This window comes from Pseudoalteromonas citrea (assembly GCF_000238375.3).
GTDB lineage: Bacteria > Pseudomonadota > Gammaproteobacteria > Enterobacterales > Alteromonadaceae > Pseudoalteromonas > Pseudoalteromonas citrea.
The window spans coordinates 252,980-279,863 of sequence record NZ_AHBZ03000027.1; the positions used below are offsets into that span (position 1 = coordinate 252,980).

General features: G+C 39.3%; 19 protein-coding genes. 8 read left to right on the plus strand and 11 right to left on the minus strand.

The annotated features are described in order from the left end of the window. The first annotated feature begins 50 nt into the window (after positions 1–50). Together PCIT_RS19305 and PCIT_RS19310 are read left to right on the plus strand one after the other, a co-directional pair. A complete protein-coding gene (locus PCIT_RS19305; protein WP_010362076.1) occupies positions 51–1,391 on the plus strand; it encodes a sigma-54-dependent transcriptional regulator in 1,341 nt (446 codons plus the stop codon). After that, complete coding sequence (locus PCIT_RS19310) at positions 1,391–2,728, plus strand: sensor histidine kinase (RefSeq protein ID WP_010362077.1); 1,338 nt, start codon at positions 1,391–1,393, stop codon at positions 2,726–2,728. Before PCIT_RS19305 ends, PCIT_RS19310 begins: the two co-directional genes overlap by 1 nt. Before the next feature lie 33 nt (positions 2,729–2,761). Here the strand turns inward: PCIT_RS19310 and PCIT_RS19315 are convergent, their stop codons facing one another. Continuing rightward, entirely contained in the window at positions 2,762–3,400 is a 639-nt protein-coding gene (locus PCIT_RS19315) for a 2OG-Fe(II) oxygenase (RefSeq protein WP_010362078.1), read from the minus strand. Positions 3,401–3,706: 306 nt separating this feature from the next. On the opposite strand from PCIT_RS19315, the gene PCIT_RS19320 reads away from it, so the two are divergent. Further along, positions 3,707–4,657 (plus strand): nucleoside hydrolase, encoded by a 951-nt coding sequence (locus tag PCIT_RS19320; RefSeq protein WP_010362079.1) that lies wholly within the window; start codon positions 3,707–3,709, stop codon positions 4,655–4,657. Positions 4,658–4,947: 290 nt separating this feature from the next. Here PCIT_RS19320 and PCIT_RS19325 read toward each other — a convergent pair whose 3' ends face one another. Beyond that, positions 4,948–5,871, minus strand: coding sequence for a PD40 domain-containing protein (locus tag PCIT_RS19325; protein ID WP_010362080.1), 924 nt, complete (start codon positions 5,869–5,871; stop codon positions 4,948–4,950). Positions 5,872–6,360: 489 nt separating this feature from the next. Further along, positions 6,361–8,259, minus strand: a complete 1,899-nt coding sequence (locus tag PCIT_RS19330; RefSeq protein WP_010362081.1) for a S9 family peptidase — start codon at positions 8,257–8,259, stop codon at positions 6,361–6,363. A 521-nt stretch (positions 8,260–8,780) separates the two neighbouring features. Here PCIT_RS19330 and PCIT_RS19335 point away from each other — a divergent pair. The 5 genes from PCIT_RS19335 to PCIT_RS19355 all read left to right on the plus strand — a co-directional run bounded on the left by PCIT_RS19335 (position 8,781) and on the right by PCIT_RS19355 (position 18,324). After that, on the plus strand, positions 8,781–10,724 hold the full coding sequence (locus PCIT_RS19335; RefSeq protein ID WP_010362082.1) for a flavin monoamine oxidase family protein: 1,944 nt from the start codon (positions 8,781–8,783) through the stop codon (positions 10,722–10,724). A gap of 346 nt (positions 10,725–11,070) precedes the next feature. Continuing rightward, positions 11,071–13,107: a CTQ-dependent lysine 6-oxidase LodA gene (gene lodA / locus PCIT_RS19340; RefSeq protein ID WP_010362083.1), complete on the plus strand. Its 2,037-nt coding sequence runs from the start codon at positions 11,071–11,073 to the stop codon at positions 13,105–13,107. A gap of 6 nt (positions 13,108–13,113) precedes the next feature. Further along, positions 13,114–14,274, plus strand: a complete 1,161-nt coding sequence (gene lodB / locus PCIT_RS19345; RefSeq protein ID WP_010362084.1) for a lysine-epsilon-oxidase maturase LodB — start codon at positions 13,114–13,116, stop codon at positions 14,272–14,274. Between the two features lie 984 nt (positions 14,275–15,258). After that, positions 15,259–16,704 (plus strand): PKD domain-containing protein, encoded by a 1,446-nt coding sequence (locus PCIT_RS19350; protein WP_010362085.1) that lies wholly within the window; start codon positions 15,259–15,261, stop codon positions 16,702–16,704. Positions 16,705–16,872: 168 nt separating this feature from the next. Continuing rightward, positions 16,873–18,324: a PKD domain-containing protein gene (locus PCIT_RS19355; protein ID WP_192992828.1), complete on the plus strand. Its 1,452-nt coding sequence runs from the start codon at positions 16,873–16,875 to the stop codon at positions 18,322–18,324. Positions 18,325–19,212: 888 nt separating this feature from the next. On the opposite strand, the gene PCIT_RS19360 is transcribed toward PCIT_RS19355, so the two are convergent. From PCIT_RS19360 to PCIT_RS19395, 8 genes are all read right to left on the minus strand, one after another. Next, positions 19,213–20,091, minus strand: a complete 879-nt coding sequence (locus tag PCIT_RS19360) for a hypothetical protein (RefSeq protein WP_010362088.1) — start codon at positions 20,089–20,091, stop codon at positions 19,213–19,215. A 274-nt stretch (positions 20,092–20,365) separates the two neighbouring features. Continuing rightward, positions 20,366–20,782 carry a hypothetical protein gene (locus PCIT_RS19365; protein WP_010362089.1) on the minus strand — a complete coding sequence of 139 codons (417 nt, stop codon included), beginning with the start codon at positions 20,780–20,782 and terminating at the stop codon, positions 20,366–20,368. A 51-nt stretch (positions 20,783–20,833) separates the two neighbouring features. Next, a complete protein-coding gene (locus PCIT_RS19370; protein WP_010362090.1) occupies positions 20,834–21,361 on the minus strand; it encodes a hypothetical protein in 528 nt (175 codons plus the stop codon). Beyond that, positions 21,361–22,158 (minus strand): hypothetical protein, encoded by a 798-nt coding sequence (locus PCIT_RS19375; RefSeq protein WP_010362091.1) that lies wholly within the window; start codon positions 22,156–22,158, stop codon positions 21,361–21,363. The genes PCIT_RS19370 and PCIT_RS19375 overlap by 1 nt, the downstream gene beginning before the upstream one ends. Before the next feature lie 44 nt (positions 22,159–22,202). After that, on the minus strand, positions 22,203–23,069 hold the full coding sequence (locus tag PCIT_RS19380; RefSeq protein WP_010362092.1) for a Hint domain-containing protein: 867 nt from the start codon (positions 23,067–23,069) through the stop codon (positions 22,203–22,205). A gap of 14 nt (positions 23,070–23,083) precedes the next feature. Beyond that, positions 23,084–23,917, minus strand: coding sequence for a hypothetical protein (locus tag PCIT_RS19385; protein WP_010362093.1), 834 nt, complete (start codon positions 23,915–23,917; stop codon positions 23,084–23,086). Positions 23,918–24,811: 894 nt separating this feature from the next. Further along, positions 24,812–25,681 (minus strand): Hint domain-containing protein, encoded by an 870-nt coding sequence (locus PCIT_RS19390; protein ID WP_010362095.1) that lies wholly within the window; start codon positions 25,679–25,681, stop codon positions 24,812–24,814. A 10-nt stretch (positions 25,682–25,691) separates the two neighbouring features. After that, on the minus strand, positions 25,692–26,525 hold the full coding sequence (locus PCIT_RS19395; protein WP_010362096.1) for a hypothetical protein: 834 nt from the start codon (positions 26,523–26,525) through the stop codon (positions 25,692–25,694). Positions 26,526–26,884: the final 359 nt, after the last annotated feature.

The window sequence follows — 26,884 nt, forward strand, 5'->3', positions numbered from 1 at the left end:
TGTTACACTGCGTAAGCGGTGTAAGCGGTGTAACATATAAGAAGAATAAGATGGATAAAATACTGATTGTGGACGATAACCAAGCGGTGCTTGATGCGTTATCGTTATTACTCGAAATTCACGGGTATGAGGTGGTTACAGCACTTTCACCGTTTGATGCGGAGCAAATTGTACGCTATCAAAAGGTGGCGCTCGTTATGCAAGACATGAATTTTACCGCCGACACCACATCAGGCGAAGAAGGGGTGGCACTTTTTACCGCCTTAAGAGCATTAAACCCAACACTACCGATCATTTTAATGACCGCGTGGACTGAATTAGAAACCGCGATAGAGCTCGTTAAATTAGGTGCCGCAGATTATATTGCGAAACCTTGGGATGACACCAAACTCCTGACCAGTATCACCAACCTTGTGGCACTTGGTAAAGCCAATGCACAAAATCAAACCCATCAAAGGCAGCAGCAAGAGCGTATGCAGCCTAAGCAACATGCAAACTTGGTGGGGCTGGTGTATGCGAGCACAGCGATGGAGCGAGTTGTCGATATGTCGTTGCAGTTGGCAAAATCGGATGTGTCGGTGTTGATCACCGGCCCCAACGGGAGCGGGAAAGAACGTATTGCTGAGATTATTCAAGCTAATTCAGCAGTCTGCGATGCGCCGTTTATTAAAGTTAATGCTGGTGCTTTACCCCAAGAGCTGATTGAAGCTGAATTATTTGGTGCTGAAGCGGGCGCTTATACTGGTGCTAATAAAAAACGCATAGGTCGATTTGAAGCGGCTGATGGCGGTACTTTGTTTTTAGATGAAATTGGTAATTTGCCATTATCGGGGCAAATGAAATTACTCAGGGTTTTGCAAACAGGCGAGTTTGAACGCTTAGGCTCAACCCACACTCAGAAAGTATCGGTACGGGTGATATCGGCAACCAACGCAAACTTACAACACGATATTCAAGCAGGACGTTTTAGAGAAGATTTGTATTACCGTTTGAATGTTATCGAGCTTAACTTGCCACCTTTGCAAGCGAGACAAGATGATATTATTCCACTTATTCGTCATTTTTTACCTGATCGTGAACTTAGTTATGTCGCAGAGCAAGCGCTCACGGCACATAGCTGGCCTGGTAACGTCAGGGAGCTTGAAAATGCTTGTAAACGTGTGAGTGTGCTTAAGCCTTCTGGCGTGTTAGAAATACAAGATTTTGGGCTCGTTGAGCAGGCGACTAAAATAGCAAGCCAAACAACGGCACACAAAGTTGAGCCGAGCAAACAAGATATTGAAGCTGCGATGCATCTGCATCAAGGGGTTATTGCTAAAGTAGCTCGCCAGTTTGGTTTAACGCGACAAGCGCTATATCGGCGTTTACAAAAGTTTGAGATTGATTACTGATGAACTGGTTTTCGCGATGTAAAGGGGTGACATTAAAAGGGCGCTTTATTGGTGCGGCGAGTTTTGCGGTATTGTGTGTCATTGTGCCTTTTTTAGTGTGGCAATTGGCCTCTTGGCAAATGATAGTCACAGTGAGCATGGCGGCATTGCTATTGACTAACATACTTTGTCGTTGTTTTTTTTCGGTGTTAATGAAGCCTGTTTTTGCGCTGGAAGTGGGGCTGCTTAATTTTAAAGATGGGGAATTTTCGCATACCTTAGCGTATTCAGGTGAGGATGAACTGGGCCGCTTGTGTACTTTATATAATGAAACCGCACAGCAATTACGCCAAGAAAAACAATGGATATACCAACGTGAGTTGATGCTAGATAAAGTTTTGCAGAGCTCGCCTCAAGCGCTCCTTTTGGTTGATAGCAATGATATTGTGGTATTCAGTAATTACAGTGCCAGAGCGCTTTGTAATAGTAATACGCCACTTGAAGGCATGCGCGTTGATGCCCTGATGCAAGATGCTGCACCGGACTTTTTTAAAGCACTGCGTGCAGGGCGAGAAGGGTTATTTAGCCTCAACATAGACAAAGATGAAACCCAAACATGGCATTTAGCCACTGGGCAGTTTTTATTGAACAACCAAAATCATAATCTTTATTTGTTCAAACAGTTAACACGAGAGTTGAGTCGCCAAGAAGTGGCCGTATGGAAAAAAGTGATACGGATCATCAGCCACGAATTGAATAATTCCTTAGGCCCTATGTCATCAATGTTACACAGTGCAAAACTGTTAACCAATCACATTGATGATAATCGCCTTGAACGGGTTTATTCTACTATTGAAGAGCGTATTCACCACTTAAGCGAGTTTGTGCAAGGGTATGGCAAGTTTGCCAAGTTACCACAGCCCAAATATAGCCAAATTTATTGGGGGTCCTTACTTGATGGCTTGCAGCAGCAATGGCAGTTTAATCGGCCTGATGTATTACCTGAAACGCCATTTTTTGCCGATCAAGTGCAATTGGAGCAGCTGTTCATTAATTTATTAAAAAATGCTCATGAATCGGGATGTGAGCCTGATGGAGTTAACGTAAATATTACGCAAAGTGAGCAAGGTGTAACCTTTACGGTGCAAGATAATGGTAAAGGTATGAGTGAAACGGTAATGGCCAATGCCTTGATCCCATTTTATTCTACTAAGTCGACAGGAAGTGGGTTAGGGCTCGCGCTTTGTCGAGAAATTGTTGAAGCGCACAACGGCCAGCTCAGTTTGCATAACCATGATGAAGGCGGAGTAATTGTAAAAATATTTATACCGCTATTTATACCAAACGAAACAGCTTAGTGATGTTCGCATCACTAAGCTGTGCTGCCGCACCTATCTAGGTGGGTCAACCTGCCCATTGACAGAGCTGTTCACTCTAAACCACCCAGCAATGGAATAACGAGGCTGTGTTGCAGGGAGAACTTCATGTGGAAATTTATCACTTAAAAATGTTACCAGTGTACCAAAGTGGGGCGTTACCTTTTGTACAAGTAGTTCATGATCCTGTGCATCATATAGCGCAAGTTCACCACCAAATTCGGTTTGCCAATCTTGATTTAAATATAACACGGTTGAAAGGACTCGATTGGTTTTGCCTTTAAAGGCGTCAAGGTGCTTTTTGTAAAATGCACCAGGTTCGTAGTGCGCGAAATGGCATTCATAGCTGAACAAGCCCATAAAAAGGCGACTATTCAAATGGTTTTTTAGTCCATCCATATAGCTTAAAAAGGTCTCTTCAAGCGGATCACTGCAATCAAGCCAGTGAATTTTATCACGGCGGATCTCGCTATTTTGGGCATGTTCAGTTTGCCTTCCAATGCCCGCGGCTGAAAAATCACCGTCTGAAAATAACGCTAAACGCTGAGTTAACGCTTGCAGCGCAGGTGCGTTTTTATCAATGGTTTGAATACTTAATCCAGACACGCGTAGGTCATGGGCGATACGATCAAATAACTCATCAGTTGACTGCAAAAGGAGCTCGGACTATGTAATAAATTATGCAGGCTTTTTACCACATAGCAGCGCTGTAGGCGACTTGAAAATGCATAAATCAGCGAAATCACGTTTTTATAGTGAGTTAAATCCATAAACTCGCTTTATATCATTGATACAAGCCCTTGGGCTAGTTTTTATCAGTAATGCTATTTACTTAAGTTTGAACATCATAACTGATTTTTGGAACGTTTTAATTTTTAATGTAATTCATTCAACTGTTGCGTATTATAGTGCGTATCTGAATTGAATAAATTAACAAATATGAGAGATGGAGTGAGTGGCATGAAAAAAATCATAATAGATACAGATCCTGGTATTGATGATGCTATGGCCATTTTACTCGCTCACGCCAGTAACAAAATTGATTTAGTTGGTATCACAACCACGTTTGGTAATGCGTCGATTGAAAACAGTACACGTAATGCACTTTACTTAAAAGATAAGTTCGCTTTACAAGCAACCGTAGCGCAAGGAGTTGATATTCCATTAGTTCTAACTGCGTCGCCTCCCGCGACGGTGGTACACGGAAATAATGGGTTAGGCAATATAACTATTCCTAGTGAACAAACTAGCCAAGTGATAAATCAACTTGCGCATGATTACATTATAAATACTGTTAAAGCTCACCCGCACGAAATTACGCTGATTGCGATTGGCCGTTTAACAAATTTAGCTTTAGCTTTAAGTAAGGCTCCAGAGATCGCATCATTAGTAAAAGAAGTGATTATTATGGGAGGAGCATTTGGCTTCAATGGACATACCGGCAACTTGACCCCCTTTGCTGAAGCAAATGTTTATGGTGATCCACATGCTGCAGATATCGTTGTGTCGGCTAATTGGCCAGTCACTATGGTCGGGTTGGATGTAACTCAGCAATCTATTATAAGTACCGCATATATAAATGATCTTAAATCTAAGTCATCCAAATATGGGGCGTTTATTTATGACATATCTGAGTTTTACGCCAAGTTTTATCATGCTGATTTAGGCTTGGATGGGTTTTATGTACATGACTCATCAGCCATTATTTATGCTATTGCACCTGAGTTATTTACAACTCGAAAAGGGAATATTAGAGTGGTTACCGAAGGTGTAGCAGCAGGGCACACATTGTTTAAAGAAAGCGACAGAGTATTTCCTATTGATGAATGGAATGATCGGCCACAGCAAAAAATTTGTACTCATGTAGAGAGTCAGAATCTACTTGATTTATATTACAATACAATGACTTAAAGTAAACTTATCAGGGCCATGTGAAAATGTACTCTATGACCGTAGAAAGAGGTTGGGGCAGCTTTTGACGGCAGGTGAAATTACCTAAATTCGTCATACTGTAAAATAATGCTCACGCACTGATTTTTATACAAGCTAAAAACTTTACTTTTTAGTGCATAGAACAGAGCGATTGATACATGGTGCGGTGAAATCGTACCGTGTATCGACAGCTCTAATTCTGTTTTTTGTGCAGCGACATAATAATACGGCAATCGTAATCTTTTTATTTTCACTGCGGTCAAAAACGGTTAGTTGTTGAAGTGCTCCTGCTTTAGTTGACTGATCACTTGTGTACTAACCCAATATATATTCGACACCTCACTAGGCTCATTGTAACGAGCGAAGAACAAAAATTGTCCATCTGGTGAAATTCTAGGTACGCTTTCTATGTGTTGAGTGTTTACGGTAGGTCCAAGGTTGATTGGTTTTGACCATGAGCCATCATCCTCCTTAAAATACACGAATATGTCGTGGTCTTTTCTGTCTTTTTCATCTATGTTGCGCGCATTTACCAATAAATAATCTTCATTAGGTGACATAAAACCATGGATCCCAAACTCTATGTCTATTGGCTTTGGTACTTGAAACTTACCATTTTCATTTTTGGCTGAGTACATTTTACGCTCAGACATATTGGTAAAAATAAGGTCGCCATCTCGTGCTTGATTCATATCAGACAATCGACCATTGTTAAATGGGAGTGCATACCGTTTAGCGTCACTAAATCCATTTTCAGTGCGTGTAACGTACCATACACCTGAGTCTTTAGAGCCTGGTTTACGGCCTGTAAAGTAAACCCTATTGTCATTTAAGCTGGCATATGGCACTAGCTCATATGACATTTTACCTTTGGTAAAATTAGCCTGTACAGGCTGTGTCCATTGCCCGTTTTTTACTTTTGAATAGTAAATTTGTGGGTTGCTATCCACGCCTTCGATAATGTCTAACGTTGTAAAGTACATTTCTGTTAGGTCGGGTGAAAAGGAAATACCAAACTCATAGCGTCCTTCAATTGAGACTGTATCAGGTGCAAAACGCTCAGCCATCATACCGGGCGTTTTTTGCCCAAACCACGGCCCTTTAAAATCAGTTACCGATACATTTTCATTTGCATTACCTACTATCGATATAGAGGCGATTAACATACAGATTGCTGACTTAATTTTTTTCATTTCTTATCCTTATACTTTCATCAGTAGGGCTGTTCAGCCCACATCAAAGTGAGTCATTTTTGTAAATAAGTGACAATGTATGTGGTGTGAAATATAAGCTAGGCTTCTTCCTTCTTGTTATTACTGCCGCTATAACCCAACCATTAATACAGTTAACTTTGTGAGGGGTTATCTGCTTAATTATTTCACAGCTTATGCATTGCTTAAGTTGTATTTAATGTATCAGTTAAGGGGAAAAGTGCATGTAAACTAATGTAAAAGTTAGATTGAGCGCCGTTGGTTAGAGCGTGGCAGAGATAAGTTAGCAAATTTACTTGATAATTTTTATTAAGTACTCAGTAACGATTGATTTATTACTCCGTGGTAGTACTTAAGCGCATTTGTGAATTTGATTAGCGGGTAATGTACACGAGGGTGATAATAAAAATGCCTGAACATAAAGTTATGACAGGCATTTAGACTTTTAAAATAAGTCAGCTAATACGCAGTTTACAGGGTATCTTCTAGCCATTTAAAGAACTCACGTTGCCATACAATGCCATTTTGCGGTGTTAGTACCCAGTGGTTTTCTTCAGGGAAGTATAGAAAACGGCTTTCTAAGCCACGTAGTTTGGCAGCTTGGAATGCTTGAATACCTTGGCCTAGTGGCACACGATAGTCTTTACCACCATGAATAACAAACATAGGCGCGTCCCATTTATCTACATAGTTAACTGGGTTGAACTCATTATACGTTTGGCTTATTGATGCATCATTTTGCGCCCAATATGGACCACCAAACTCATGATTCACAAAAAAGAGCTCCTCGGTGGTGCCATACATGCTGCGTAGGTCGAAGATCCCGCAATGTGAAATGAATGTTTTAAAACGTCCATCATGGTTGCCTGCTAAATAAAATGCCGAGTAACCCCCAAAACTTGCACCGATTGCACCAATTCGCTTTTTGTCTACGTAGGGCGCTTTAGCCACGTCATCAATGGCATCAAGATAATCTTGCATTGGTTTACCACCCCAGTCTTGGGTAATATCTTCATTCCATTTAACGCCATGACCAGGCATCCCTCTACGGTTTGGCGCTACGACAATATAACCCTGTGATGCCATCACTTGGAAATTCCAACGAAACGAGTAAAATTGTGACAAGGCAGATTGAGGCCCACCTTGTAGGTATAGTAATGTCGGGTACTTTTTATTTTCATCAAAATTAGGTGGATAGATAACCCACGTCAGCATTTCTTGGCCGTCCTTTGTCGTTACCATACGTTTTTTAACCGTTGGCAAGTCAAGGTCAGCATAAAGTGTTTTATTTACTGTCGTCAGGGGGAGAAGAGTTTCCTTACGAAGATCAAAGCGGAAAATCTCTGACGCACGATTCATGCTGCTACGTGTTACCAGCACCTGCTTGTCTAGCGTGGCAACGATCCCATTTACATCAAACTGCCCATTAGTGAGTTGTTTTATCTTTGGTTTAGATTTTGTGCTTACTGAAACTTGGAATAATTGAACTGTACCATCAGTAGGAGCGATAAAGTAAATTAGCTTACCATCTTGGCTCCACTTAAAGCTGTTTACTGTCCCATCCCAGTGGGCGGTCAAATTTACTTCTTTGTTTTTGATCCGGACAACAATGTCATTCTTGTCCGCTTCGTAACCAGGTTTGTCCATTTGTAACCATGCTAAATGGCCTTTAGATGAAAACGCAGGGCTTTTGTCATATCCGAGATTATTTTCAGTAATGTTTGTTGTTTTTTTGCTCGCAAGGTTATAGCGATATAGGTCTGTGTTGGTACTGGTGGCATACTTAGTCCCAGTTTTCTTTTTACTGACGTAGTAAATGTTGTCACCCTTAGGGCCCCAGATGTAATCGCTAGACCCACCAAAAGGTGATGTAGGGCTAGAATAGGGTTGGCCCTGCATGATATCGACTTTTTGTTCTGTTTTTAGATCTTGATAAAATACATGTTTAACGCCGCCATCATTCCATGTATCCCAATGGCGGTAGTTTAAATCGTCAAATACATAAGCATTTGCTTGAGATAGGTCTTTATGCCTATGAGTTGCTAAAACAGACTCAATATTGACCTTATCATGAAATAGTTTTTTACTACCATCGGGTGAAACATTGCTATCTTGTAAAAGACCTTGATAGGCATCTAGAAGCTGAGAGTTACCCCCTGTAACAGGTACTTGATATACTTTGCTGGCAAAATCATTATTTGCCACGCTTGGCGTGGTTACACTGTAAATAACATGGGTTTTCTCTTTATTTAAGCCTAATGCGGTTACACGTTTTACTTGCCAAAGTTTTTCTGGTGTCATCACTTCTTGAGCAGATACACCCACGTTTACTGCCAGTGTTAAACTCGCAGATATCAGAATTCGTAACATTATGAAATGTCCCCTAAAAAATTAAACCCAGTAAGATTACATAAATTGGCGGGAACATTAAATCAAATAAGACAGTTAACAGGCGACAAATAAAGAAAATGCTTTACTTGATCCGCTTGAAGGTATCGATGATACAGCTGCATGATCTAGTATGTAATTATGTTGTCAATTTGGAATTTTAAGAGCTTTAGGGTTTTATATTATCCAACCGCTTAACGGTGGCTTTGAGGGCATATTTGTATTTTTATCGGCAATAATAGTCATAATTCTATATTCCTAATCATGCCGGATGCCCCTAACTTACTACCATCTTATTGCTATACCTTAGTGCTTGTATTGATTTTATGATTGTGCAGCGTAACCGTATTTTTTTGCTCAAACTTGAGCCCTTTTATCACTATTATCTCAATCCTTGTAATGGGCTGTAATAGCACTTTTTGTTAGTTCAATTCATATTTACGTGTGTACTTTTAAACAAATACACACGTAATTTTTTGATAACAATACAAGGAGAGCGCTTCGTGTCTCAATACAAAAGCAGAGCTGAACTTTTACAAGATAACCCACAAGCAAGTGCATTTGCAGCGTTAGCTAATGCAACGCAACAGCAAAATGCAGTGACTGATGGGTCGTTGAAGAATCTAAAGCATGGGCAGCTAGATGGTAAAAAAGTTATCGTTATTGGATCTGGGGTGGGTGGATTAACAACGGCTTATGAAATTTTAAATCAACAACAAAGTTCACCCGCAGACAAGCGCGTAAAAGTCACTGTACTTGAGGCTCAAAACCGAACGGGTGGGCGTTGCTTGAGTTTACGTACAGGTGATACGCTCACAGAAGATCGCGATAGTGAATTATTTAATTCAAGCCCGAGTAAGCCGCAAATAGTGCGCTTTCAGCGCCCTCAGGGCGATAGTGAGCCTTACTTAAATGCCGGACCTGGCAGGATACCTAGCAGCCACAAAAGATTACTGTCTTACTTAAAGCAATTTTCTGTAGATATAGAAGTTTATGTAATGAATAGTGGTTCAAACTTGGTACAAAAACATGATGCATTTAACGGTCTACCTGTTGTTTACCGGCGCTTAGATCATAATACGAGAGGCTGGTTAGCACAGATGGTGTACGACCAAGCAGAGTCATTATTACAAAACTTGAATATTGAGGGAGAAAAGCTCACAGAACGAGTTGATGACTTAAAGAGTTTAATGACCAGCTTTGGTGAGCTAGATCTTAATGGTAAATACCACGTCAGCTCTGGAGACGAAGGTTTTGAGAATGGGGTGACTCGTGCGGGTTACACTGAATTGCCCGGTGTCACGGCGGGCGTAATTGCTGAGGCATTGAGCTTTGAAAGCTTATTAGAGTCTAAATTTTGGCAAAATACGAAGTTTTTTCAGCCAACTGATTTCTTGTGGCAGCCTACGTTATTTCAGCCCGTGGGTGGCATGGACAAAGTGCAACATGCTTTTGCACAGCAAGTTGCATCATTAGGTGGGGATATTTTATTGAATAGCCCAGTGAAACATATCAACTGGGATGAGCAAACAAAGCAATTTATTGTATTGGTGCAAACAATGGGCTCAGATCAACTCACAGAATATCGAGCTGACTATTGCATTAGTAACTTAGCAATGCCATTTTTAAGTCAAATCTTGTCAGAAAACCTACAAAATACTGCTGAAAATAGGGGCTTTGAACCTGAGTTTAAAACGGCATTACATGCAGTTTATACGGCACAATTTTCACCAGAAAAGGCACCCGGATATAAAGCAAGAAAAGATGGTTATATCTCTCGCTTTTTAGCCTGTACATCAAAGGTTGGCTGGCAAGCTGAGCGTGTATTGTGGCAGGGGAGTTTGATTGATAACGCCCATAGTAAACAATCAAAAGATGTAAAAAATGGCGTACCAACATCAGAAATTGGGGTAGTACCCATATTCGGTGGCATTTCATGGACAGACAGTGAGATTCAGCAAATCTGGTACCCATCCAGCGCCTACCAAGATAAAAAAGGCGTGTTAACTGGAGCCTATAATTTTGACAAAGTCGCCCATGATTGGGGAAAGTTATCGGTTGTACAGCGATTAGATAAGGCAAGGATAGATGCCAGTAAATTTAGCAAACCTTTTGCCTCTGGGTTAAGTGAAGGAGTGACAGTTGCTTGGCAAAACATGCCGTATATCAAAGGTGGCTGGGCCTACTGGCAAGCGGTCGGCGATGCAAAGTATGCAACCAAACAGTTTAATAGCATTTCGCAAGGCTCTGCAGTGCACAATTCAGATGGTTCAAAAACAGATCCTTGTTTCTTTGTTGTTGGCGATCAATTGTCGTCGTTACCTGGCTGGCAAGAGGGAGCGATTGCTGCTGCACTGAACGCGGTAAGTCGAATAGCTGATCCTAATGCACCAATTGTACATTTGGCTAATTTACCTGATACACGATTAATGGTTGAAGGTATATAACGGAAATTGGACTTTATCAACACTCAGAGTAGTTTGCTTATTGAGCTGAGTGTTGGTTATTGAGAAACCATTTTGTGGCAGATTGAACTCTGCCTTTCCTCAATTTTTCTTCTATCGCTGTAAAGCTATTTATGTAACGCAACGACCTTTCAAGCTTGTTCAGTTTAAGCTGGCGCAATTTAGGTGGGAGTTAAATGAAGTTATCAATGTAATGCATTGTAATGTTATTTAAAAATTCACAGTGTTAGATTTATTGCTAAATAGAAGTTAATTTTTTTCACTTTGGTTGTTATGTGCATGACAAAAATATGAATCTGACTGCAACCACAAATAAGGCATTAATTTTATGGAACTTACAATACATCCCTCAGTTGGGGTATCTCGCTTAGGCAATAGCCCTGAGTCTTTTTGTCTTTCACCTGAGAAGATTGGCCAACTTCCTTATGAAGCAGATGCTAACGGTAATAAGCTTGGGCCTATCGTCGAATTTAAAGATGAAAAAGGTCAAATTAAACGCCAGGGTCAAGTTTTTAAGCTGTACCAGGAAGATGGCACTGAATTAACACTTAACACGCCCAATGTTAAAGCTATCAATTGGAATGTACATCTGGCCAATAAAAAAGCTGCTTGGTATCAATATAGTGAGCTTGAAGGTAACTTATTATATGGCAAAAACAATAGCTACGTTAATCGTGAAACACCATTACGAAATGCAGATAAAACATGCATTGAAGCGCGGCAAAAACTGATTGTTGATCCGGGTCCGCGCGAGATCAGCGGCGCAAGTTGCTCAGTAGGTTTCGATCAAGGTACAGCGCCAGTACCTGCTGATTACCCCGTATCTTACCCTAACTCTGATGTCGAATATGGTACTGCTGTATTAACACTAGGAGATCTAAAAACGGACAATGAGGGTCGCTTGATTGTGCTTGGTGGCTATGGCCATGCTGGTGGTGATAAACCTTTGGTGAGTTATGGTGGTTCCGATACTTGGCATGATGACATTGCCGATGGGCCGGTTTATTGTACGGTTGAATTTGAAGATGGTAGCGAACCAATTTCATTACAAGCTTGGGTTGTGGTTGGCTCGCCGGACTTTGCTCCGGAAATTGTCAATATTTCAAACCTGAGTGATAGTATGTTTGATGTGGCAGTAAGAGATTTTGATCTAATACCTGATATGTGTCTTCATGGGGTTTATAACGATACTTATATTGCTAACTACCAGCGAGATATTTTACCTATCGTAAAGCGCTTTAGCCGTTATCAATGGGTTGCTAACGTTCAGTCTATGGCCGCATTTAGTGCCGATTCATTTGATTATACAGATAATAGTGAAGAAAACCGGGCTAATCGTGAAAACTATTTTTCTTATTTCAGAGAGCCTGACGATAAGTCTAACCTGTCGCCTAATCAACCTCAGCAGGTATTATTTAAAAATGACTTCCCAATGATGCCGTTGAATTCTGGCAGTAACTCGGTGAGTAATCAAACTATTGAAAAGTTTGATGCGCTGAGTCAAACCCAGCAATTTTTGCTAGGTCAATGGGCTAGAGGCTGTTTTGAAGCAACGGAAAACGCTAAACCTCACCCAGTTGATCCGCTTGATCAGGGAAGTGTTGGTAACTGTGTTGGGTTGCCAATGTGTCCAGGTATTGAGGTTACTTGGAGTCTTCAAAACCCGAAGGTTTATACATCACCTTATATAATCAGTGACCAAAAAGGTAAAAATGGTTACAGCAAAACGGGTTTATCACCTTCTCGTGATGAATGTGAAGGGGGTGGGTGTGAGCCGGGTGATTTAACCAAACGTATGGCGTGTCCGTGGCAAGCTGATTTTTTTCAGTGTACGATTCAAAATATAAACTTCACTAATCCAGCAAAAAATAAAATCAGTGATCAACCTTTACCACCGACTTATTATTCGTACTGGTGGCCACCTCAAAGTCCTTGGGATGTGCTGACAGGTGAAACAACGGAGATTGGGCAAGCAGAATCCCATTTACCTGCAGGAGAGCAGGTCAATTATCAAAGGGGGATCAACAGCTTTGTTCAAATGGTGGAACATTGGTCAGCTTTAGCGTTTATTCGAGATAAAAATGCTCAAGATCCCGATTACCCTTATTTCACTGAAACGGAACGCAATCACGCTTTGTTTTCGTATAAGGAAATATCTACGGGCCAAATTACTGGTAACCCAGAAGATGATGGCACTAGTATTCCTGTCTTTTATATTGAGTCAAAGTGTTGCCCAACGGTTAAAGCTCGGGGAAAACGCGCTAAATTAATGGTCGAGGCGCTAGAGGCTAGAGCCTTTAAACCTATCCAAGTAGCGTATAACCATTCGCAAGCACCGCGTTCTGGCCGCCGAGTTAGGAGATAGTAAACGATGGTTTCATCAATAATTGATACTGATGTGGCCATATTTGGCGCAGGCCCAGCCGGGGCCTGCGCCGCTTTGAGCCTGCTCAATCATACTAATTTGGATATTACCCTGATTGAACAATCTGATCTCAATCGAGAGCGTATTGGTGAGCATGTCACTGAAAGTATTTTTGACTTTATCGATTATTTAAAAATTAAACCAGAAAACTTTGGTCCTGACTGTTTCATTCCTACCTTTGATAGTACTTCTTATTGGGGATCGGATTTACCTGGGATGCGCAATTCAGTGTTTACTGCACAACAATCTACCTTTCAATTAAACAGGGAGCAGTTTGATTTACATTTGCTGGAAAACATCGCCGAGCGCGGTGGCAGGGTAATGCCTCGAACTCATTGCCAGCAAATCAATCAATGGGAAGATGGCCGTTGGCAGTTGAAACTATCTCATCCAGTGCACGGAGCGTTTACCCTACGCGCTCGTTTTATTGTTGATGCGAGTGGACGTAACGCTAATATCAGCCGTCAACTCGGGCTTACGGGCAAGAAAGTGGATGATTTAATGGCTGTTGGGCGGTTCTTTGAATGTACCAGTAACGAACAAAAAAAGCAGGAGTATTTGATTGAAAGTACCGAGCATGGCTGGTGGTATGGCGCTCTATTGCCAAACAATCAATATAGTATTTGCTTTTTCTCCGATGCAGATATCATTTCCAATCTCAGATTGAATCAGCAAACTCATTTTAATACGCTCTTGGCTCAAACCAAGCATATAAAAAAGTTAGTAAAAGAGACAAAAGTAACCACGCCACACCCATGGGTACGACAGGCTTACAGCCAGAGCAATGCATTTGAAAGCTTACCTAACTTTTTAGCCATTGGTGACGCTGCATGTGCTTTTGATCCAATTTCATCTATGGGTATTGGCTTTGCTTTATCTTCGGGCTCTCATGCTGCCAATTTGATTGCTGCTAATTTAACAGATGCTGATAGTAATCAAGAACAACTTATTAATCAATTTCAAATAGATTTAAATAACCAATTTGACCACTACCTAACGCTCAGACAGCAGTTTTATCAGCAAGAAGGTCGTTGGCAACAAGCCCCATTTTGGCAAAGAAGACAAGCAAAAGTAACGACTCTGCAATCTGAGGGGGTTAGTGTGTAGTTACTATCTAGTTTAGGAATGTCAAATCAGCAAAGTTTAAGTACTAGAGTAGGCGACTAACTGAGTTTAAGCCAAAAAAGTCAATAAATTACAATATGACTGTTTGGAGCTTAAAAGTGTTAAGTTCCCTACTTTAATATTCAAATATAGCGTAGAGTTTTGGCGATAGATAATCCAGCAGTTTTATGACTCTATTGGTTAAGTGAGTTAATATTTATACAAGTAATTGTAACCGGCTTTGGTACTTGAGTTTTTCCCCAATTCATAATGTTACAAGCGTCGGCTAATCAGTTATTTTAAGAATCTAACATTGCCCTCATTGAGATAAATTTAGATCTAAAAGTGCGCCTATTTTTAGTCAATTCATTAAACTTTTTACCCCTATCGTGGTTAAAATCAAAATAGTCCTTATGTCCCTTTGCCACGTGAGCACACATAGCGTTATGTTTATGCTTGAGTTCAACGTGAAAAGGTTAATACCTAGCTGTGATAGCGCTATTTCAAAGTAACAAAATATTGAAAAGTATGGTGGCCGTGACCTTCAAAATCAATTATGTGAATAAACGCTAAATTAGCTCCAATTGTACTGGGCAGTTAATGTGAAAAGCTGCGATAGCGTGACATTGAACTGTTGATGGTCAATGTGTTAAATGGTGAAGCCTTTTCAGGTTCTTTAAATAGGAAATATTGATAAATGTTGGCAGTTTTTCACTTATGGCTATGTAAATTTTATGTTATAATTTTATTTTTGTTGAGGAGGTGATTTTATATTACCGCCCTTTAAACAGGAGAAATAAAATAGTGAATTGACTGACTTTATGTTTAAATATTAGTGATAAGGAATATGTCAGCTTGGGTTCTGTTTGCCTATTTGGCCCTATTTTGTGATGTGGCTACAATTATTAAACACTCAAGCACGGTATTAATGTTGTTCATCTATTATGTGAGTAGCTGAGTGAAGCAATTAAGGATAATTAGTTCAAAATGTATAATTTAAAAAAGCCATTCCAGTTTTCGTTTATTACCGTCACTTTAGTAGCGCTGCTATCGGCTTGTGGTGGCAGCAGTAGTACAGATACCTCAGTAAAAAAAATAGAGAATAGGCAGCCTAATGTTGTCATATCGGGGGTTACTGAAATAGAGTCTGGTGCTGAAGTGTACATGACTAGCTCAGCTACTGACTCTGATGGTACGGTAGCAAGTTATCAATGGTCACAAAAATCCGGTTATGCGGTGACAATTCGAGATAAGAATCAAGCAAATGCTTCTTTTACCGCCCCAGTGCTAGATGCCGACACAACACTTGAATTTGAGTTGCTTGTTACTGACGATAAAGGCGCGACAGCAAAGGATACCTTAAACGTAAAAGTAAAACGTGCTGAAGTAGAAAATCAATTGCCTAATGTCGTTATAACGACGGTTACTGAAATAGAGTCGGGTTCTGAAGTGTACATGACCAGTTCAGCGACTGATCCTGATGGTACGATTGCAAGCTATCAATGGTCACAAAAATCCGGTTATGGCGTGACAATTCGAGATAAAAATCAAGCTAACGCTTCTTTTACAGCACCGGTATTGGATGCTGACACAACACTTGAATTTGAGCTACTTGTGAGTGATAACCAAGGAGGCGAAGCAAAGGATATAGTCAGTATTAAAGTAAAGAGTGCAGTGCAGGCATCAAATCATTATGACAGTTGTAATGCACAGTTGGCACCTAATGTCCTGAATATTTATAATGACACACTCAATTTCTCTTCATTATCAGCGCTAAAAAAATGGTTTTGTAGTGCGTCTGAGATTAATAATAGTAATTTGACGAAGCAAGTTATAAGCGTACTTTCAGCCGAAAGCAATGAGCAAGATATTGAATTGTGGAAAACGACGCATTGTACTGAACATGACAAAGGATTCGGCGACAGTATGTCGGCAAACTTATTACTAGAGGTAGCAGATGATGATGCAATAGCAGGTTGGTCAAACTGTATTACTCAAGAGCAAATGCTTTCATGTTACACACTTGAACAAGAGTCCCCAAATTCTTATGGGTTAAATTTGAACTATGGGTTAAAACATGGAAGTAGCCGTTTAATCAATGTTGATATTGTTACAACCAATTTAATCGCAATAGGTACGATTCCGGATACATTAGCATCAGCCGGAAAAGCCATTCTTTTCAAAAAAGATGATGCGAGTAATGACGCACATTTTGAACTCAGTGGTACATTGGATAATGAGAATGTTTCTTGCTCTTATACGGTGAAGAATGCTTATCCGTTTGGTGCTGAGTTGTGCGAGCTACAAAGGCTAAGCGCGCTTGAACAAGGTAAAATATCGCAGCGTGATTACACTGAACTTAAATATAGGAACATGATCCCTGATTTTAATCATCGTGACGGGAGCTTTGGATCGTATAGGCTCTGTGAATGATAGCTTAGAGGGCATCAAGATTAACCAAGGTGAATAAAAGCATATGGCTTGATTTTGTGATACGGCCATATTTATTAAACACTCAAGCGCGGAATTAATATTGTTCATCAACTGAGTGAACAGCTGAGTGAACAGCTGAGTGAAGCAATTAAGGATAATTAGTTCAAAATGTATAATTTAAAAAAGCCATTCCAGTTTTCGTTTATTACCGTCACTCTAGTAGCGCTGCTATCGGCTTGTGGTGGCGGCAGTAGTAAAGATACCTCAGTAAATAAAATAGAGAATAGGCAGCCTAATGTTGTCATATCGGGGGTTACTGAAATAGAGTCTGGTGCTGAAGTGTACATGACTAGCTCAGCCACTGACTCTGATGGTACGGTAGCAAGTTATCAATGGTCACAAAAATCCGGTTATGCGGTGACAATTCGAGATAAGAACCAAGCAAACGCTTCTTTTACCGCCCCAGTGCTAGATGCCGAAACAACACTTGAATTTGAGTTGCTTGTTACTGATGATAAAGGCGCGACAGCAAAGGATACCTTTAACGTAAAAGTAAAACGTGCTCAAGTAGAAAATCAATTGCCTAATGTCGTTATAACGACGGTTACTGAAATAGAGTCGGGTGCTGAAGTGTACATGACCAGTTCAGCGACTGATCCTGATGGTACGATTGCAAGCTATCAATGGTCACAAAAGTCCGGTTATGGCGTGACAATTCGAGATAAAAATCAAGCTAACGCTTCTTTTACAGCACCGGTATTGGATGCTGACACAACACTTGAATTTGAGCTACTTGTGAGTGATAACCAAGGAGGCGAAGCAAAGGATATAGTCAGTATTAAAGTAAAGAATGCAGTGCAGGCATCAAATCATTATGACAGTTGTAATGCACAGTTGGCACCTAATGTCCTGAATATTTATAACGGAACACTCAGCTTTAGCTCCCTTATCACGCTTAAAAAGTGGTTTTGTAGCGAACCCAATATCGATAATCAAAACTTAGCTAATCAGGTTATCGAGGTACTTTCGAGTGAAGGTGATGTGCAAGATATAGAGCGCTGGAAAATAGCGCACTGTTCTGAAGAAGACAAAGGGTTTATTGGTAATAAGTCTAAGTCTTCACATTTGTTACTTCAGCATGCAGATGATGAGGCGGTGGCCAATTGGTCAAATTGTATTGCTCAAAAACAAATGCTCTCATGTTATACACGAAAGCCAGACCACATAGAATTTGGTAAGCTATATCTGAATTATGGTTTGAAGCAAGGAAGCAGCAGTTTAATCAATGTTGATATTCTTTCCTCCAATTTAATTGCATTAGACACTATTCCTGATGCGTTAGAAGCTGGCGGAGAAGCCATTCTCTTTGAAATAGATGATACCACTAGTGACACATATTTTGAACTCAGTGGTACATTAGATAATGAGAATGTTTCATGCAGTTATACGATATCGCATTCGTACTCTTTTGGGGATGAATTATGTGAAGTGCACAGGTTACATGCGCTTGAGCGAGGTAAAATATCACAAAGACAGTATACTAACTTTAAATTAGACAACATGGTCCCTGAATATCATTATCGTGATGGGAGTTTTCTGGGACTTAGGGTTTGTAAATGACAGCTTAGAGGGCGTCAAGATTAACAAAAATGAATAAAAGCACATGGCCCTATTTTGTGACTTGGCCATGTGTGTTACACACTCAGCTGCTCATCAATTATATGAGCAGCTGAGTGACGCAATTCAGGATAATTAGTTTAAAGGTATAATTTAAAAACCATCCCAATTTTTGTTGGTTATCGCCACCTTAGTCCTGCTGTTATCGGCTTTATTCGCAGCGTTTTGCATAGTTACAACCCAGCAAAAAACTTTAAATCGAAAATCACACAGCGTAATGATGATCGTGATTTTATAAACAGCAAATCGCCCCATGCATTGTTACAAACAGCAGGTTAGAATACCTAAACAACATAGGCACAGTGTATACAACAGCAGTGTTCAGGCGCACTATGCTTTGCAAGGTTATAAAATGTACTCCATTAAGCTTGATATTGATATAAAAGTTGGTAGTGAAAAATTCCTCGTTACGGATATGATTGCGATTAATTTAACTATGATTGATAGTGTACCTAACCTAACGTTTTAGAACTCGGTGAAATAGAGCTACTTCATAAGCTTGACGATACCAACAATACAGCCCAATTTGAGAATAATTATAATACCAATACAATAATGACAATATGCCAACAATACTGATTTGTGAGGCTGGTGCTTTAGAGTCGCTTTTGAGGGTACAATCATTTTCAAAGGGAAAATTATCACAAAGAGATTGTGAGTATTTGAAAAACGGAGCAGGTTGTCACTTTTTAGCTCTTTAATGATGGTAAATTAGTTGGGCCCTATCCATGTTCATTTTAAGTAACTGAATACGCATGCTAATTCATTGAGCGTAGGCTACCCGTAAATAATAAGCACAGTGTCGCACGGCGACACTGTGCTCTGAAGTTATTAATAGGTCAGTGAAAAGGGCAAATTGTCGCGCAGTGTTAAGCGGTGTATTATTTCTTGTTCCCCGTTGTCAGCCAAATATCCAGATAGAAACCCTTGAGTGACAACAAGTTGGTTAACACTTTCCTTTTTAGGGTCGCGGGTGTTGATTTGGGTGTTGTACAACTGTGCAGTAATCATCGATGTTTTTACGGAAATGATTTTATCAAGCTCGCCATCTTGATCTATTAAAGTGTCTTTTTTGCTTAAATTTCGAGCGTTTTTTAATATGCCCTGAGCAATAAGCAGTGGGTGATCTTGAGTGACTGTAAGTGTTTTACCACGTTGAGTGTGAATCGTCACAATTTCTAATTGTTGTACATCGGCTTTTACGGCGTTAATTGTAACGCTTTCTTCTTTATAGTGGAGGCTATCTAAAGTCGAGTGTTCGTCAATAACAATTAATTGCTGTACTTGCTGTGTGTAAGCATCATAAACAGACAACTCACCGGGAGCGAATAGTAAGTTAGTTTCTAAAGGCGTATTGCTATTAACAATACACGTGATTACAGGTAAATAACCAAAGGCTTCGCAACTGGCCATTTTTGTTCTTGGAGCTGCCATCCAATCAGAAAAGTTTGAACGATTGGCGAAAGATGGGTACTTAGGACGGATGCGTCGATTGCCATAGTCGTCATGCACATAATAATCATGCGTTCTACGGCTCAAATAATTACATCGTAAAGCCCAGTCACTTCTACCAAATGCTTCAAAACTCGTGAGTGGGTCTTGAATATCACATCGTTTTTTTATTGTGGTTGGATCTGGTAGTGAATATGCTGTATTGCTGATAACAAGCAGTGATGCTGTCAACAAAGTGAGGCGGCTTATTTTTATCATAATTCATTCCTTGTATTTTGTGTGTTAGCGAGGGTTATAAACTCGATGTTACTCGCAGAGTTCAGTCTTAGGTTTTTACTACTTTATAAACTGTGTTTATATCCACATGCTACTTCAATAAATGTTAAAAACGGGTAGTATTGCACTCCATTTAATATGATAAAAATGAAAGCTACAAAAACTTCTATGGTTTGTTTTTGATGTTTAACTTTTTTGTTGTTTCAACTTCTTTATCTATATGCACCTGACTTTATATTCAGTAATGTTGTTGTGTTCAGAAGTCTTTTTCAGGGTCTGGGCCTGGGTCAATAATAGGTCCTGGGAAGTTAAGTATTAAAGAAGAGCAAACTACGCTTTCTACATTTGTGGGTACTGAGCAGTTGAACTGGGCTGTTCGTGAAGAAACCGGAGCCATGAATTTTTTATTAGGATCATCAACATAGTAATAAGCATTATAGTAAGCTTTAAGGCGAATCGAGCCAGAGTCGTCGGCGTACTTATAATACTTGTATGTCCTCATCGACATATGTCCACAATATACTTCCCATGCGTTTCTGCCAATAGCATGATCGTGATACAATACATCGCTATTACAGATGCGTGTACTCTCTTCCAATGTTGCTGCATAACTCAGGTTACTTGCCACTAAAATTGATACTGCAAGTACAGCATGTTTTCTTGTTATGATCATTATTGCAAATCCATTTTAAAAGGTGCAATTAAAATTGCACCATAAAAGATATTAGTTATATTCAGCACAGCTGTAATAACCAACCATTTGATTTGTTCGAGTCGAAAATAATGGGACTTGGTTAGTTGCTTTTAGATACTCGTAGTCATATGCAGAAATCTTATTTGCTATAAATGATTGCATTCTAAAATCTTCACAACGCTGTAACTGATCTCTAGGTAGAGATGAGTCCTTCAGTACAGTACAAGTAAGTGTTTCAGTGTACTGGTTATTTTCGCCTAAATCACAGCTTGCACCTGCATAGGTAGGCGCTTTAAACCAGCTGTAGAAGTCATATGGTTTGTGATAGCTATTATAATTTGGTGTTGTTTTATATGTACCGTCAGCGTTGTACATATAATCATTATATGTACCACGACTGATGTGCCCACATTGACGAGCCCAATCGTTTCGCTCTTTTGCTTGTGACGCTGTAAGTTTGTCATCAAGTTGGCAACGCTTGTCTTTTCTTGAAATATTTGCATCTGCATTAAAGCAAAGTGCGAGTAACGAAATTAAAGTAAATATCTTGATTTTCATTATCCTTCCTTAATCTTTTTAAGTCTTTGTGCAAGTTTGAGCGCATTGCTGCTAAGTTGGTCAGCTTTGACTAGCGCAAGTTGATCTATATATTCAACCAGTTTTGCATGTTTCTCACTGTAAGGAGCATTCGTTTTGTACGACTCCCATGCATCTGCGTGGTAAACAGCTAACACCATACCCAGTTCTACTTTGTCACCGACAAGTGAACGTCGTAAATCAAGGTTTTGTTCAGGTTTTACATTGTCATGATAAAGCGCATCCAGAGCGAGTTGCTTTGCACTATCTAACAGAGGGGAGTTGTATTTACCGACAAGTAGAGTCGTAAGATACTCAATTGAGTCTAAGCGTTGCCTTTCTTGAACAAGATCTAGCTCTTTCTCATTAACATCTTTAAGTAAAATCTTACGACTTGCATCAACTAATTTTGTTTCATACATTAGTTGGGCGAGTCTATCTTTGTCAGCGATACTCATCAGTGGCTTGTTGGATAACTCCATAAACTCTTTAAACTCTGGAGTTACTTTTCTCCATTCAAGTTTATTTTCTTCTACTCTATTTTCACGAATTGTGGTGTCAATTTGAGAGTTTGTAACGTTACCGGCGATTTCATTCATACCTTCACTAGGCGTGGAAGAAGGCTCCTCAGACGTTATTGACAACTCTGTCTTATGCAGAACTGTAGAACTTGACGTATTGGCTGTCACAAGATGATCTTCGTCAGGGTTATTATCCATGACCAAAAAAACTATCAATGCGACAGCTGTAACTGCTAACACCTTAAAAAGTGATTTCAATTTAACCTCCCTTTATAAGCAGGCCGAAGCCTGCTTTAATTCAATTAGATCAAATCACCTGGTAAACTATCGCGTAACAATAATCTGTTAACATGATTAGCACCGGTATTTTGATAGTACATTGAACCAGAAAGGAAGCCTTGTGCAACAACGATTTGGCCGTTTAAGATAACACCCTCTTCACCATCTGAATCAGGGCGAACATTGTAAACCTTGCCAAAGAATTCGACTTCTTCGATTGATGTGATTTCATCGAATTCGCCATTTTCAGCAATTAGTGAATCGCCAATTTGAATATCTTCTGCATTTTTCATGTGACCCGTTGACAATATGAGTGGGTGGTTTAGTGTAACTTTTAATGAACCACCATTTTTTGTCTTGAGCTCTAGGATACGATGTACAACGTCTGTTATAGATTCACTATACGCGTCGATATTGCGAACTGTGTAAGAGATATTGTCTAGGTTTGCATCATCATCCAATGTTACGATGCGGCTAACACTACGAGAAAATGCATCATAAATAGCCAATTCACCTTCAGCAAATAGTAGCTTTTGATCTGGCGTATAACATGAAGAAAGACATGTGATCATCGAGGTGTATCCATTTAGGCCACATGCACTACCTTTAGCCGTTGGAGCACGGAACCAAGCGTCAAAATTACCTGGTTTATAAAAGCTTGGGTAATATACACGAGACCGACGGTTTCCCCAGTCATCATTTATGTTGTAGTCATATGTACGCGCAGAAATGTGCTTACATTGAAGAGCCCAGTCATTACGACCAACACCTGCGCCTGTGCTAATTGAATCATCTTCACAGCGCTGCTCAATACGAACAGGATCTAGTGCAAAAGCAAAATCTGATACCAAAACTAGTGCTGCCGAAGCGGCTAATATTTTAAGTTTCATAATAAAAGTCCTTTTTAGTTAGTGAATAGTGAACAAGAATAGTTACCAATTAAGCCACCATGATTACTGCTGAACAAAGGCACTAGATCATAATCACGTAGGTAGTTGTAGTCATAAGCTGAGATTTTACCTTGTGATAACGATTGCTGTCTGAATACTTCACATGCGCCAGCGTCAATGGTTGCTTTTTTTGGTACCGTGTATGAACAAGAAACATTTTTGTAATCAGTATTACCATTTAAGTCAAAGTAGGCTTCTTGACTCTTATTGTTGATTGTATATCTGATGTTTGCTTCACCTGGCCATAACTCGTCAGGTACGCGGTTTACAGCGGTCATGTTGGTACCAACAATGTCAGTGTTCACAACATTGCCGCTACCATATTTAACATCGATCTTCATTAGTAATGAGTCGTGAGTTTCTTTAGCATAACAAGATAGTGTATTGTTGTTCTTGTTTTGCATACACTGTGACCAAGCGTTTACGATAGTGTCGCTTGCTTTTTGAATTAGCACATGTGACGCTTTACTATCTTCATATGAACGGTCATCTTGAGAGCAATGCTCTTTTTTCCATTCTTTAACGTTACCACCGCCGCCGCCAAAGCTGAAAATACCGATAACATCTAAAGACAGGTTACCACCAGCGTCGCCCTTGCTGTACTCTGAGCTACAAACCCACTTTTTAAGCGCAATTTTTGACTCAAAATTTAAGGTTTGTTCGTAGTTATCAAAAACACCACCAGCAAGAATGGCATTACAGCTTTCATATTGATCTGCAGCATGTGCTGATATAGAAGCAACTACAGAAGATAATAAAAGGGGTAAAATATAGCTTTTATTTTTCACGATAAATTTCCATTTATAAATTTAAAATGCAAATGTCATGCATTGTTTATTATTTAATAAAACACTGACATTCCTGATTTCCTTGTTGGCTCGAATAGAGGGTTTAAATATAAAAGCCAACGAGTAGATGTTAACTATGCGGTTTTGGTTTTGCAATATGGTTTTTTAAAGGCTTATTTTTGTATTATTTTGTTTTTGTTTACATTTGATTTTTGGGTTTTGTTTTTTTATAAATTGCATTTTTTAATTTTTGTGTTTGGTTTTTTTTGTTTTTTTTGTAGCTCCATGTATAAAAGGCTTATTTTGTTTTTTTTAGCGTTTTTTTTAGCGTTTTTTGTTTTTTCTCATTTCTACTTTTCTTTTTTTTGTGTTGGTTTTGATTTTTTTATTCAGGAAATTGAAAGGTTGTAAATTAATAATTTTATTTTTTTTTTTTTTTGCTTCTCAGTTTTCTGTTTTTTTAATAGTCTCTTTCTGATCTTGAGGGCGGGGATGCATTCAAATCTATTGAATTAGCAATAGTAATAATAACTTAGAATTGTAAAATCCTTGAATTACAAACTTGAGTGATTTTCAATGTAATTAAACCCTTTGATATGGTTTGTTTTATTTTTGTTTTTAATTGTAGTTTTTTAGATCTCACAACCTCCCTTGGAGGGCTGTGTTTTTTTATTTAACACTTTACTTTTTAGGTTTTTCTTGGTTGTTAACGATCTTAATACTTTCAAGTCGGTTTGTGGGTGTGGTGCAAAGTGCTTTTAGTTTGGGCTATCTCAGAATTTAGAAGGTAGGTAGTTTTATTGGTTTTTTTTAATTGCTCATATGATAAATAAACCCCGATATAAGTCGGGGTTTATAATTAATCATAGGTAGGCTGGATTTACCTAATTAACACTAAATTAAATCGTCAGGTAATGTATCACGTAGAAGGTATTTATTTACGTGGTTAAAACCGGTGTTCTGATAATACATGGAACCAGACAAAAAGCCTTGTGCCACAACAATTTGGCCATTTAAAATAACTTCATGCTCACCATTTGAATTTGGCTCTACATTATATACTTTTCCAAAGAATTCAATTTCTTCAATTGCGGTTATTTCGTCAAACTCTCCACTTTCGGCTATCAGTGAGTCACCAATTTGAATGTCTTCCGCATTTCTCATTTGTCCAGTCGATAAGAGCAGTGGGTGATTAGGCGTTACTTTTAGAGAACCACCACTTTTCGTTTTTACAACCAAGATATCGTGTACAACCTCGACGAGGGATTCACTATATGCTTTAAGATCTCTAACTGTATAAGTGATATTATCGAGGCTTGCATCGTCATCTAAGGTAACAATCTTACTTACTTTTCGAGTAAAAGCGTCAAAGATTGCCAGTTCTCCTTCAGCAAATAAGAGCTTTTGGTCTGGTGTGTAACATGATGCCTGGCAAGTCACATTTGGAAAGTAACCTGCTGGTACATTGCAAGAGGCATTTGCTGTGGTTGGCGCGATCCAGCCTTGGGTATGATCCCACCCTTTTATAAAGGTTGGATAAATAGGTCTCGCTCGTGGTCGACCATAATCATCAGTCACATAAAAATCATGAGTTCTTGGTGAAATTACCCCACATGCTTTGGCCCAATTATTGCGACCTGTAGCTTGAGAAACATTCAGAGAGTCAGTTTCACATCTTTTATTAACACCGACAACCTGTGCTTGAGCGGCTATGCTGGTTAAAACTGTAACTGCGGTTGATAGTACTATTAGCTTTAATTTCATCTTATTTTCCTTATTGTATGAAGCCATCGCAGGTAAACATTCCTATAAGACGACCATCCAAGTAGTCAAATAAAGGCACCTTGTCATGTTCTTTCATATATTCGTATTCGCGTGCTGAGATTTTGTCTTGTATGAAAGATTGCTTTCGAAATACTTCGCATGCTTCTCTTTCAATTGTGGGTCTAGAAGGAAGTGAATATGAGCAAGACACTGGACCTTTATCATCATTTCCGTTTAATTCAAAATATGAGTCAGTGTTTTTGTCATTTATTTGGTAGCGAATACTTGTTAAGCCTTGCTTGATGATTGTAGGTTCGTCTGATTCAGGTGTAAGGTTAGTCGTGTAATTCGTCACGTCTACTAAGTCACCATTAAGAGACTTGACATCGATATTCACGACAAGTGCATTACCAGCTTGTTCGGCATGACATGTGAGAGGTGTATCGTTGACTTCTTGCATACATTGAGACCACGCTGATACTGTGCTGGCGCTAGCGGATTGGATCAATGCATGAGTTGCTTGGCTGCCTTGATATGATTTGTCATCGTCTGAGCAATTTTCATTTTTCCAGTTATTAAGGCCACCAACGTGCCCATCCACAGAGAAAATACGTGCTGCGTCTTTCGCTAAATTGCGTGCGGGATCATCAGAACTAAAGTCTGAACTACAAACCCATTTCTTTAGCGCTATCTTGGTTCTGAAAAACATTGTGTTTTCATAAACATTTAAAGCATTATGGGCGAGAATAGCATTACAGCTTTCATATTGCTCGGCTGCTGATGCCTGGATGGTAGCCGTTGCGCATGTTAATGCAAACGGCAAAATATAAAGTTTGTTTTTCACGCTTAATTTCCATTTAAATAATTAAATAAAATGCCTTGACTATTTAACCTTTAGTTTCGACATCCTTGAATTAAAGATTGGACTTACTTTGCATAGTGAATTTGTCATAAATGCGGTTTTAATCCAACATGAGTATGTTAACTTTTAGTATTCAAGCTGGCAACTTCTTGCTTTCAATTGATTTTCTTTTTTGTTTTGTTTTTCTTCATAAAGCATTGCTTTTATTGGGTTTTTAGTTTGGCAGTAATGTATTTTTTGGGATGGATTTACTGTATGTTATTGAGTGTTATTGTTATTTAATTAAATTATTTCACAATCGTTGTTATTTATGAATATCTTTAATTTACGTTGTTTGAATA